The organism is Labrenzia sp. PO1, assembly GCF_012273635.1.
Lineage (GTDB): Bacteria > Pseudomonadota > Alphaproteobacteria > Rhizobiales > Stappiaceae > Roseibium > Roseibium algicola.
In genome coordinates this window covers 342,049-353,580 of the sequence record NZ_JAAXCR010000002.1, presented here as the reverse complement: position 1 = coordinate 353,580, position 11,532 = coordinate 342,049, and the positions used below count along the sequence as shown (strand labels likewise).

Below are 11,532 nucleotides of genomic sequence, written 5' to 3'. Positions count from 1 at the left end.
GATCAACATGGACGTTCTGATCTATCTGATACCGATTGCATTGCTCCTGGGAGCGCTAGGGCTTGGGGCTTTCCTCTGGTCCTTGAAAAGCGGCCAGTATGACGATCTCGAAGGTGCCAAATGGCGCATCCTTGACGACGACGACCTGCCAGACAAGTAGTTGCCGGCAATCTTGACTTTGTGTTCCCGTGCGCCTAGCCCCATGCATTCCTTAAGGTAACTGGAGCTATGCATGGATTCGTTTCCGGACGCGCACAAACCGGGCTACGCCGTTTATTCCAGAACGTCGCTGGCCATCTACGATGCCCTGGTGCTGGGTTTGTCGAACCGCTGGATCTGGCGTTGTCCGAGCTCTCATCTGGTCGCGCTCTATGACCAGTATGTTTCCGCCGATCACCTGGATATCGGCGTGGGCACCGGTTACTTCCTGGACAAGACCAGGTTTCCCGTTGCAGATCCAAGCGTGACGTTGCTCGATCCCAACCAGGAGTGCCTCGACAAGGCTGCTGCCAGGATTGCCCGCTTGAACCCCGTCACCGTTCAGGCAGATGCACTCGTGCCGTGGCCAAAAGATATCGGCAGTTTCAAGACCATCGGCCTCAACTACGTGCTTCATTGCCTTCCGGGAACCATGACTGAAAAGGCAGTGATTTTCGATCATGCGGTACCGCATCTCGAAGAAGGGGCAACCGTCTTTGGCTCCACCATCCTTCAAGGCGATGCGCCGCGGTCCGGTGCCGCCCGCAAGCTGATGCAGATCTATAACCGCAAGGGTGTCTTTTCAAACGAAGCCGACACGCAGGACACGTTGCGAGCGGAACTTGAAAAACGCTTTGCCGAGGTGAAGATTGAAAGGATCGGGTGCGTGGCACTCTTCAGTGCCCGGAAGCCGCGCCTTGCCTGAGCCCTGCCGCGGCAAGGCACAACGGGCAGCTTAGGAGAGGACGTTGGACAGGGCCATGCCTGTGGCAAGCAGGACGAGCCCTATGCCGGCAAGCAGAAGGAGATTGTCTCTCAGTCTTGCATTAGTGCCGAGGTCGGACGGTTCATGCTCCATAGGGAGCGGATCGTCTTCCCCGAACGTTTCAGGATCCCGGGACATGGTTCTTACAATCGTTTGCAAAAGGCTGCTCATTCAGTTCGATTTCTTGCCTGCAAGATGGGGGCGTACAATTGAAAGTCCCGTTAATATCGAACCGGCCAAAAGATTAATTGAGCGCAATATTACCAATAGGTGAAATCCATCAGTGTATTGCGAGTAATTTCTCAGCCTTTCCGAAACTATTCAAAGTCGATGCCGCATCGGTGGATGATTGTGGGGCCCTCGCGGCCGGAGACTAACTCATTGTTCAGACTTTCATGGCAAAGGTTAAGTCAAACAAGGAGGACTAGGTGAGCCTGGATCTTGCCTCTCTGACATTCTTGCTGGTCGAAGACAGTGCTTACATGCGGACCATCCTGCGCACCATGCTGCAGGGGTTCGGTGCGCGGCGCATTGTCGAGGCTGAAGACGGCGCGTCCGGCCTTGAAGCCATGGACCGGGCGAACCCTGACATCCTTATTCTGGATTGGGTCATGCCGATCCTGGACGGGGCGGACATGGTGCGCATGATCCGCAGTCCGAACAATCCCTTCGCCTATATCCCGATTATCATGGTGACCGCTCACACCGAGCGTAGCCGGATCGTGGAAGCGCGCCGGCTCGGCGTGCACGAGCTTCTGTCCAAGCCGATCTCGGCAAAGGCACTGTATCAGCGCGTTTCCAGCGTGATCCTGCACCCGCGCGATTTCATCAAGACGGCCACCTATTTCGGCCCTGCTCCGCGCGAAATCCGGAACCGCCAGAAAATCTGGCAAGGTGGCCCCGGCCAGCCGCAACAGCAGGGCGGCGAAGGCGACGGTAACCTCACCGCGATCGGTTAAGCGTAAAACTCAGCTGAATGTGATGTGGACGCGTCAGGCGGCCGACTGTGCTGCCGCGCGATTTTCCGCTGCCGCATAAGACGATGCGCCTTGAGCTTGGGCACTTTCTGCCGCTTCGGCAAACTGCGCCAGAACGTCAAGATCAACCGTGTAGTGGTCGAGCAGGAACTGGGAAAGAACATCGATAGGGAGATGATGGTAGCCTTCGATGGCGGCCATCAAAGCTTCAAGTGTGTCCAACCGTTCGCGGAGTTTAATCATGGTTACCCGATGAGCCGATTTTTTCTCACACTGGAGTTTTATAGTTAATATTGCGTAAAACCGAGCGTCGCAAGGATGCGGGACCGCGGTATCACCTCCGATAACAATCGTCCACAAACTTTTGCCGGAAATCTTCGAATTTCTTGGTAAAAATCGCCAGTGCGGGGCAAGTTGTCGACGAAGGTCTAGGGAAAATTCAATGGCAAAAATCATCTATGTTCTGAACGGTCCGAATCTCAATCTGCTTGGCAAGCGGGAACCGGAGATCTACGGGGCTCAGACCCTGGATGATGTCCGTGCGATGTGTGAGGCCGCCGCTGCGCCCAAGGGGCTGGAGATCGCATTCCATCAGAGCAATGCCGAACACGTGCTTATCGACTGGATCCATGAGGCGAGAGAAGCGGCCGCGGGTATCATCATCAACCCGGCGGCCTATACGCACACGTCGATCGCAATTCTGGACGCATTGAATACCTGCACCTGTCCGGTGATCGAGGTTCATGTCTCCAACATCCACAAACGGGAAAGCTTCCGGCACCATTCCTATGTTTCAGCCCGGGCGGATGCGGTGATTGCTGGCTGCGGTGTGGAGGGTTACCTGCTTGCCCTGCAGCGCATGGCGACTTTGTGCGCAGACGCATGATCCTGCGTCTCCGCCAGGGACACTGTTTGAGGATTTTTCGGCGGTTCAGTAACCGTTGCCGTTGAAGAATTCCCTTGCGACCGTCGTCGCGAGGATTTTGACATCAAGGATAACCGACTGACGCTCGATGTAGGCAAGATCATAGGCCAGCCGCATACGGGCCGCATGAGCGTTTTTGGTTTCCCCGCGAAAGCCGTTGACCTGCGCCAGGCCTGTGATGCCCGGAAGCACCTTGTGGCGATCCATATACCTGGGGTGGAAGTCTTCATAAGGCATTCCGGCGGCCAGCATTCCGGGCACATGCGGCCGAGGACCTACCAGGGACATCTCTCCCCGCAACACGTTAATGAGCTGCGGCAATTCATCGAAGTTGCTCTTGCGAAGGAAGGCGCCGATCAATGTGACGCGCGGATCGTTGGCAACGGTTTGCGAAATCCCGGTGCTGTCGCACTGGTTGGCGTACATCGTCCGGAACTTGAGAACGGCAAACTTCTTGCCGTTCAAACCGTAGCGCCACTGACGGAAAAATACCGGTCCGCGGCTTGTCAGTTTTATTGCAACCGCGAGTGCAACAAATAAGGGAAAAAGCAGTAGAAGGCCGGCACTTGCACCGGTCAGGTCAATACATTTCTTCAGTCCGGATTGAATCACTCCGCGTGCCGGGCGGAGGTCGCGGGAGGCACGGTTTGTCGCATCGAGCAGGTCGGGGTGCGGATAGCCCCACGTCGCGAAACCGGCAATATTCATCGCTTCGCGGCCGTGATCATCTGCTTCGTAAGATACTGTTTCGTCTGCCAAGATATGCCAGCCTCAACCCGATTTACGAGACCACTTGATGTGCGCCAGCAACCTGTCTGGAGGCAGTCGCAATCACGATCGTATCGTTAATATTTGGGTAACAAGATCGGGAAAATTGTTATCCATTAAGGGTTTGGTTACCATAGTGACGCGACGGGAGCAATGTTCCGACGTCAAAAGTGATGTGAAATTTAATTAATTTTTAAAAAATTGAACGCCGGGCTAGGGTTAGCCCGACGTTCGCATTGAATATTAAATTCTGAGGTGGGAACCGGCCGCTTAGTAGGTGCGGCCGACGCTGGTGTACTCGAAGCCACGGGCTTCCATGTAGTCCGGCTTGTAGATATTTCGCAGGTCGACAACCTTGGGTGCAGAGACCAGAGTTTTGACGCGGTCGAGGTCAAGCGCACGGAACTGATCCCACTCCGTAACGATTACAACCACATCTGCGTTCTCGATGGCATGATAGGGGCCATCGCAGAACATCACACCCGACATGACCTTCTCGGCTTCTTCCATGCTGGCCGGGTCGTAGGCACGGATCTTGGCACCAGCAGCCTGCAGTTTTTCCACGATGTCGATGCTCGGAGCTTCGCGCATGTCGTCCGTATTGGGCTTGAAGGCGAGGCCAAGCAGCGCGATCGTCTTGCCGCTTACGTCGCCGCCCATGAATTCGATCACCTTGTCGGCCATCTTCTTCTTGCGGGCCGCGTTCACCTCGATGACGGAATCGACGATCTTCAGATCGGACTGTGCGTCCGCGGCGATCCGCGAGAGGGCAAGAGTGTCCTTCGGAAAGCAAGAGCCGCCGTAGCCTGGGCCGGCATGCAGGAACTTGCCGCCGATGCGGTTGTCGAGGCCGATACCGCGCGAGACTTCCTGGACGTTTGCCCCGACTTTCTCACACAGGTCTGCAATTTCGTTGATGAAGGTGATCTTGACCGCGAGAAACGCATTGGCCGCGTATTTGGTGAGTTCCGATGTGCGGCGGCGGGTCACGATGATCGGGGTTTCGTTGAGATACAGCGGGCGGTAAAGCTCACGCATCACTTCGACCGCGCGCTCGTCATCGGTCCCGACCACCACCCGGTCGGGGCGTTTGAAGTCGCTGATGGCGGCGCCTTCGCGCAGGAATTCCGGATTTGAAACGACGGCGAATTCTGCGTCAGGGTTGGTCTTGCGGATGATCGCTTCCACTTCGTCTCCCGTGCCGACCGGAACGGTCGATTTGGTGACGATCACGGTGAAGCCCTCGATCAGTCGTGCGATTTCCTCTGCCGCGGCATAAACGTAGGAAAGATCGGCATGGCCATCGCCTCGGCGGGTCGGCGTGCCGACGGCAATGAAAACGGCATCCGCTTTGCGGATCGCTTCTTCAGGAGCAGTGGTAAAGAAGAGGCGTTCTTCGGCAACGTTCTTTGCAACGAGTTCCTGCAAGCCAGGTTCATAGATCGGGATCTGTCCGTTGTTCAGGGCGTCGATCTTGCTTGCATCCTTGTCGATGCAAGTCACGACATGTCCGAAATCGGCAAAACAGGTTCCGGACACCAGACCGACATAGCCGGTCCCAATCATTGCAACACGCATTTTAAATTTTCCTGCTTCTGGGTGGTCTTCAGGCGCTAGTCAATCACCATAAGCCCGCTAGGTGCTGCCCGAATTACATGGACCGGCAGCAAAAGACCAGTTCGTTGAAATCGTATTGTTTGAAATTTTGAAATTCTGCTCCGTACACTACTCTGAAAAGGGACAGGATGAGGCGTCTGCAATTGCCTGAACGCGTCCCGGGCATGAAGACTAACGGAACGACACAAAAAACGGGAGCATTTTTCTGGCTAAAAAGGGGATGTGCTCCGCCGGAAGGAAGGCCCCTGTGCGAAGAAGGGCCTCCTCATTTCGGTGCAGCTGAACTGGCCTACGTCGGTGCGATGCCGCACCAGGCAGCGGTAAACAGGGCGATCGTCTTCGTCACTCTTTTCAGCGACGGCAGGTTCACGCATTCGTCTATGCCGTGAATGTTCTTTGTCAGCGGGCCATAGGTGAGGGCGGGAATGCCGCAATGGTTCACGTAAAGAGCCGCATCCAGATAGCAGGCCATGATCGACCGTTTGAGCGCAGTTTCGGATGTGATCTTGTGTGCGGCGGCGAGCGCATTTTCCGCGTCGCTGCCTTCGGCAAGAAGATATCCTGCCTGACATGTCCCGATCCATTTGAGCTTTGGATTGGCTTTTTCAAGCCGGGGATCCTTCGTACCAAGCGTTTTCAGCATCTGTTCCACGCTGGCCATCCGGTCTTGTGGGGCGTCACCCGGATAAAATCCGATCCGGCCTTCGAAACGGCATTCAAACGGGATGGACGCCGGCCATTCGCCGCCGTTGATGGTGCCGATGTTGAGGCTTGCAGGATTGCGCAGGTCATCGAAGCCGGGATGGCTGGTCTTTTCCTCGTTCCAGCGAGCTTCCAGAACCTTCAACTCATTGATAACGAGGAACGCCGCCTCGATTGCGCTGAGGCCTGACTCCGGCTCACGTGGGTGAGCCGGCACGCCCTGGACGGAGATCCGGAACTTGATGACACCGGAATTTGCATAGGTGACCTCTTCGTCTGTCGGCTCGGGAATGAGAACCGCGTCCGCTGTCGCACCATTCATGATCGCAGCTGCGGTGCCATTGCCCGTCACCTCTTCGTCGATGACAGACTGGAACTCGAGCGGTCCTTTCAAGCTGAACCCGGCAGCCTCGATGGCATCGACTGCGAAGAGATTGGCTGCGAGGCCTGCCTTCATGTCCCCCGCGCCCCGTCCGAAAAGCCAATCGCCCTCGCGCACGGCTGCAAACGGCGGATGGGTCCAGTTTGCCGGATTGGCAGTGGGAACAACATCAACGTGGGCATTCAGGATCAACGAACGTCCGCCATGGCCAGACTTCTTGCGACCACTGACGTTGAACGTGTCGGTGTAGTCGATAGTGGCTGGAGAATAGGCCGGATGGGACTGCAGTTGCGCCACATCAAGCCCATAGGTCTCGACGTCATAGGCACGGTCACGGAGAGCGTCTGCAATGATCTTCTGGACACCGGCCTCCTCACCGCGAAGGGATCTTGCCCGCACGATATCCTGCAGGAAGGCGATCTCGTCCTCGAATGCGGCGTCAACGGCAGCTGTGATTGCGGAAATGGCTTCGTTGGAAAGGGGTTCTGACATGACGATCCGGCTGGGAAGGATGATGAGGTGGGCGATTTGCCTGCACCCTATCAACTGCACTGCCTGCGTCAAATGCGGGTAACAGCACACCTAACCCCATCATCCTTCGCGGCGCCTCCGAAGCGGCTCCCCACGATGAGGCGGAAAAGTGAGCTTTGGGAGACGTGCCCCTGGCCTAAACAGTCAGATACCGACGGACTTCCGTTTCAGAAAGGTCGGCCCCCGTGCCCGAGAGCACCACTTCGCCGCGGTCCATGACGGCATAATCGTCGGCCAGATCACGGGCGAACTCGAAATATTGTTCCACCAGCACGATGGCCATCGTGCCCTGGTCGCGCAGCCACGAGATTGCCCGGCCAATGTCCTTGATGATTGAAGGCTGGATGCCTTCCGTCGGTTCATCAAGCACCAGAAGTTTCGGACGGGTGACCAGGGCTCGTGCAATCGCGAGCTGCTGCTGCTGTCCGCCGGACAGATCACCGCCACGGCGGGACAGCATGTCCTTGAGCACCGGGAAAAGTTCGAAGATCGTGTCGGGAATGAACCGTTCCTTGCGCGGGATCGGGGCATAGCCGGTCTCAAGATTTTCCTTTACCGATAGAAGAGGGAAGATCTCGCGTCCCTGCGGCACAATCGCGATGCCTTTCTTGGCGCGGGCGTGGGCTGCCAGCGAGGATATGTCCTCGCCGTCCCACAGGATCTTGCCGGCGCTGATGCCGTGCTGACCGGCCACGGCACGCAAGGTGGACGTCTTGCCGACACCATTGCGCCCCATCAGACAGGTTACCTTGCCGGTCTCGGCCTTCAGCGAAACCTTCTTCAGCGCCTGGGCGGCGCCATAGTGAAGATCGATGTTTTCAACTTGCAGCATGAGCTGACTTCCCTTGGCTGATCGCGATGCGCCTTGTGGCCGTTGGTTCGTTCGTTTTCGGTACCGCCGTATCACTTCCACGAGCGACGAGACGCGAAAGACAAAGCCTACTCCTCATCGTCCGAGATAAACTTCCACGACACGTTCGTCGGCTGAGACATGGTCGAGTGAGCCTTCAGCCAGGACCGAGCCTTCGTGGAGAACGGTGACTTTGACACCCAGGGAGCGCACAAACACCATGTCGTGCTCGACCACGACGACCGAGTGATCATTGGCGATATCCTTCAGAAGTTCAGCGGTTTCGGCGGTTTCGGCATCCGTCATGCCGGCAGCAGGCTCGTCCACGAGAAGCAGCTTCGGATCCTGGGCCAACAGCATGCCGATCTCCAGCCACTGCTTCTGGCCGTGGCTGAGGTTGGCTGCGAGCTCGCTTCTCTTCGAACCAAGCCGGATCAGATCGAGCAGATATTCAACCCGCTTCTTCTCACCACCCGAAATGACATGAAACAGGGTCGCAAATGGGCCACGCGGTGCCTTGAGCGCCAGTTCCAGGTTGTCCCAGACGGTATGGCTCTCAAAAACGGTCGGCTTTTGAAACTTGCGGCCGATCCCGAGTTCGGCGATCGAAGCTTCGTCCTCGCCGGTAAGGTCCACGGTGCCGTTGAAAAAAACCTCGCCACTGTCCGGTCGGGTCTTGCCGGTAATGACGTCCATCATCGTGGTCTTGCCTGCCCCGTTGGGACCGATGATGGCCCGCATTTCACCCGGGGCAATCGTCAGCGACAATTCGTTCAGTGCCTTGAAGCCGTCGAAGGAAACCGACACGCCGTCGAGATAAAGAAGACTGGAAGATCGTGCCATGGCTTTACTCCGCGGGCTGGGCTTCGGCATCCGCCGGAACGGTCGAGGCAGATTTTTTCGGGCTGACGTTGGCCGGGGAAGCGGGCGACTGCGGTGCCTGGCTCGGAGGTTGGTCCGACCCGGCTTCGAAGTCTTTGGAGACTTTCCGTTGCCGCAAGGCCGTCCAGCCCTGGGAAAGGGTGCCGACGATGCCCTTCGGCAGGAACAGGGTCACGACCACGAAGAGGCCACCGAGCGCAAAGAGCCAGATGTCGGGCAGGGCGGCGGTGAACCATGTCTTGGCGAAGTTGACCAGAACGGCGCCGAGAACGGCCCCAACCAGCGTTCCGCGCCCGCCGACGGCAACCCAGATCACCACCTCGATGGAGTTGGCGGGTGCAAATTCACCCGGGTTGATGATGCCGACCTGCGGCACATAAAGGGCACCGGCGATACCGGCCATCATGGCCGACAGGGTCCAGACGAACAGCTTGTAGTGTTCAACACGGTAGCCCAGGAAGCGTGTCCGGCTCTCCGCGTCGCGCACGGCCACCAGCACCTTGCCGAGTTTCGATCGGGTGATCGCCCGGCAGATGAGGAAACACAGGACCAGCGCCAGGCCTGAGGCTGCAAACAGGCCCGCGCGGGTCGTGTCGGCTTGAATATCAAAGCCGAGAATGTCCTTGAAGTCGGTCAGGCCGTTGTTGCCGCCAAAACCCATGTCGTTCCGGAAGAAGGCAAGCAGCAGCGCGTAGGTGAGGGCCTGCGTGATGATTGACAGGTAAACGCCGGTGACGCGTGAGCGGAAGGCGAACCAGCCGAAGACGAAGGCCAGCACGCCCGGCACCAGCAGCACCATGAGCGCCGCAAACCAGAACATGTCGAAGCCGTACCAGTACCAGGGCAGTTCTCCCCAGTTCAGGAACACCATGAAATCCGGCAGGATCGGGTCGCCATAAACGCCGCGGGTTCCGATCTGACGCATCAGGTACATGCCCATGGCATAGCCGCCGAGCGCGAAGAAGGCCGCATGACCGAGCGAGAGAATGCCGCAATAGCCCCAGACCAGATCTACCGCCAACGCCAACAACGCGTAGGTCAGGTATTTGCCCATCAGCGTGACCGCGTAGGTCGGCACATGGAAGGCAGAGCCTTCCGGGACAAGCAGGTTGCCGGCAGGAACCAGGACAATCACGGCCGCCATGATGGCGAGGAAGATCCCTGCTCGGGCGTCCATGGCGCGGAAGAGGAAGGAGGTCATCATGCTTCAACTGCCCGGCCCTTGAGGGCGAACAGGCCCCTTGGACGCTTCTGGATAAAGAGAATGATAAAGATGAGCACGAAGATCTTGCCGAGCACGGCGCCGGCATAGGGCTCCAGGAACTTGTTCACGACACCGAGGGTCATGGCGCCTACCAGTGTGCCCCACAGATTGCCGACCCCGCCGAAGACCACGACCATGAAACTGTCGATGATGTAGCCCTGGCCAAGGTTCGGCGAAACGTTGTCGATCTGGCTGAGCGCGACGCCCGCGATCCCGGCAATGCCAGAGCCGAGCCCGAAGGTGAGGGCGTCGATCCAGGGAGTGCGGATGCCCATCGAGGCGGCCATGCGCCGGTTCTGGGTCACGGCCCGGGTATAGAGTCCGAACGGGGTCTTCTTGAGGACAAGCATCAGTCCGGCGAAGACCAGCATCGCGAAGACGATGATCCACATGCGGTTATAGGTGATCGTCATCTGGCCGATTTCGAAGGCGCCGGACATCCAGTCCGGGTTGCCAACCTCACGGTTGGTCGGGCCGAAGATCGAGCGCACTGCCTGCTGCAGCACCAGCGAGATGCCCCAGGTCGCAAGCAGCGTCTCCAGGGGGCGCCCATACAGCCAGCGGATCACGCCACGCTCGATGGCAACGCCCACCAGTCCTGAGGTGAGGAAGGCAAGCGGCAGGGCGATGAACAGGGAATAATCGAAGAGCCCTGGCGCGGAGGAGCGAATGAATTCCTGAACCACGAAGGTGACGTAAGCCCCGATCATCACCATCTCGCCATGCGCCATGTTGATGACGCCCATGACACCGAAGGTGATGGCAAGACCAATGGCAGCGAGCAGCAGCACGGATCCAAGCGACAGGCCGTACCAGACATTCTGTGCCGCATCCCAGGCGGCGATGGATTTCTCGATCTTGGTGATTTCCGTGGTTGCCGCTTCGCGCAAGGCGCCCTCAGAGGAAGATTGTACGGCGATCAGAAGAGACAGAGCATCACGGTTGCCCATCGTGCCGAGCGTCGAAACCGCCTGGAGTTTCGCTGCCTCGTCCATATCTGAGTTCAGAACGGCTGCGGCCCGGGCTTCTTCCATCACCTTGCGCACGCCATCGTCCGTTTCAGCGGCAATGGCGGCATCCAGGGCTTCGATACTGTCCGGATCCTTCGCCTTGAACACGGCTTCGGCAGCCGCCATCCGCACCTTCGGATCGGGCGCCATCAGGGTCAGCGACCCGAGCGCGGACCGGATCACCCGGCGCAGCTTGTTGTTGACCTTGATCTTGTCGATTTCGCCCTTGGCCGCTTCGCCGGTCGTTTCCATGGTCAGCGGGTCGATCAGGGCAAAGTTCTTGCCGGCCTTCCTGGTGATGAAGACTTCGCCATCGGCCTTGCGCACGTAGAGGTCGCCATCGCTCAGGGCCTCGAGGGCGGGGGCCACCTGCGGGTCACCGGTCGCGACAAGGGCACCGATCTGCTTTTCGGTTTCGGAATATTTGCCCTTGGCCAGGTCGTTGATCAGCGGACGGAGTGCCTCTGGATCGCTTTGGGCCAGTGCCGGTGCGGCAAGGAGGCTGGCAGCGAGGCTGAGGAGGAGTAGGAAGGATCTCATCAAGGACATCGTGTCCACCGGTGTTTAGAACGTTCACCTGACGACCTCATCCTGGGAGCCGCATTGCGGCGTCTCGAAGGATGGGTCACTTGCTTCCGGGATTGCCGCCCATCCATCGAG

13 protein-coding genes are annotated in these 11,532 nt (G+C 58.2%); 4 read left to right on the top strand and 9 right to left on the bottom strand.

Annotation, left to right across the window (positions count from 1 at the left end):
* Nucleotides 1-7 precede the first annotated feature (7 nt).
* Entirely contained in the window at nt 8-160 is a 153-nt protein-coding gene (gene ccoS, locus HCG46_RS09560) for a cbb3-type cytochrome oxidase assembly protein CcoS (RefSeq protein ID WP_023001738.1), read from the top strand.
* A 72-nt stretch (nt 161-232) separates the two neighbouring features.
* Nucleotides 233-904: a class I SAM-dependent methyltransferase gene (locus HCG46_RS09555; RefSeq protein WP_168685955.1), complete on the top strand. Its 672-nt coding sequence runs from the start codon at nt 233-235 to the stop codon at nt 902-904.
* 30 nt (nt 905-934) lie between these two features.
* On the opposite strand, the gene HCG46_RS09550 is transcribed toward HCG46_RS09555, so the two are convergent.
* Nucleotides 935-1,135 carry a hypothetical protein gene (locus HCG46_RS09550; RefSeq protein ID WP_023014640.1) on the bottom strand — a complete coding sequence of 67 codons (201 nt, stop codon included), beginning with the start codon at nt 1,133-1,135 and terminating at the stop codon, nt 935-937.
* A 257-nt stretch (nt 1,136-1,392) separates the two neighbouring features.
* Between HCG46_RS09550 and HCG46_RS09545 the strand changes: the two genes are divergently transcribed.
* Entirely contained in the window at nt 1,393-1,923 is a 531-nt protein-coding gene (locus tag HCG46_RS09545) for a response regulator (RefSeq protein WP_023001735.1), read from the top strand.
* A 33-nt stretch (nt 1,924-1,956) separates the two neighbouring features.
* Here the strand turns inward: HCG46_RS09545 and HCG46_RS09540 are convergent, their stop codons facing one another.
* A complete protein-coding gene (locus HCG46_RS09540) occupies nt 1,957-2,397 on the bottom strand; it encodes a hypothetical protein (protein ID WP_168685953.1) in 441 nt (146 codons plus the stop codon).
* Here HCG46_RS09540 and aroQ point away from each other — a divergent pair.
* Nucleotides 2,384-2,827, top strand: coding sequence for a type II 3-dehydroquinate dehydratase (gene aroQ, locus HCG46_RS09535; RefSeq protein ID WP_055658186.1), 444 nt, complete (start codon nt 2,384-2,386; stop codon nt 2,825-2,827). The genes HCG46_RS09540 and aroQ overlap by 14 nt on opposite strands.
* A gap of 45 nt (nt 2,828-2,872) precedes the next feature.
* On the opposite strand, the gene HCG46_RS09530 is transcribed toward aroQ, so the two are convergent.
* The 7 genes from HCG46_RS09530 to urtB all read right to left on the bottom strand — a co-directional run bounded on the left by HCG46_RS09530 (nt 2,873) and on the right by urtB (nt 11,421).
* Nucleotides 2,873-3,625 carry a sugar transferase gene (locus HCG46_RS09530; protein WP_075281390.1) on the bottom strand — a complete coding sequence of 251 codons (753 nt, stop codon included), beginning with the start codon at nt 3,623-3,625 and terminating at the stop codon, nt 2,873-2,875.
* Nucleotides 3,626-3,904: 279 nt separating this feature from the next.
* Nucleotides 3,905-5,212: a UDP-glucose/GDP-mannose dehydrogenase family protein gene (locus HCG46_RS09525; RefSeq protein ID WP_168685951.1), complete on the bottom strand. Its 1,308-nt coding sequence runs from the start codon at nt 5,210-5,212 to the stop codon at nt 3,905-3,907.
* Between the two features lie 328 nt (nt 5,213-5,540).
* Nucleotides 5,541-6,827: an ArgE/DapE family deacylase gene (locus HCG46_RS09520; RefSeq protein ID WP_168685949.1), complete on the bottom strand. Its 1,287-nt coding sequence runs from the start codon at nt 6,825-6,827 to the stop codon at nt 5,541-5,543.
* Nucleotides 6,828-7,002: 175 nt separating this feature from the next.
* The gene (gene urtE / locus HCG46_RS09515; protein ID WP_023001729.1) at nt 7,003-7,698 is read right to left on the bottom strand and encodes an urea ABC transporter ATP-binding subunit UrtE; all 696 of its coding nucleotides are present in this window, start codon (nt 7,696-7,698) and stop codon (nt 7,003-7,005) included.
* A gap of 114 nt (nt 7,699-7,812) precedes the next feature.
* Complete coding sequence (gene urtD, locus HCG46_RS09510; RefSeq protein WP_023001728.1) at nt 7,813-8,559, bottom strand: urea ABC transporter ATP-binding protein UrtD; 747 nt, start codon at nt 8,557-8,559, stop codon at nt 7,813-7,815.
* Nucleotides 8,560-8,563: 4 nt separating this feature from the next.
* Nucleotides 8,564-9,802 carry an urea ABC transporter permease subunit UrtC gene (urtC, locus tag HCG46_RS09505; protein WP_168685947.1) on the bottom strand — a complete coding sequence of 413 codons (1,239 nt, stop codon included), beginning with the start codon at nt 9,800-9,802 and terminating at the stop codon, nt 8,564-8,566.
* Nucleotides 9,799-11,421, bottom strand: coding sequence for an urea ABC transporter permease subunit UrtB (gene urtB / locus HCG46_RS09500; RefSeq protein ID WP_168685945.1), 1,623 nt, complete (start codon nt 11,419-11,421; stop codon nt 9,799-9,801). Before urtB ends, urtC begins: the two co-directional genes overlap by 4 nt.
* Nucleotides 11,422-11,532 lie beyond the last annotated feature (111 nt).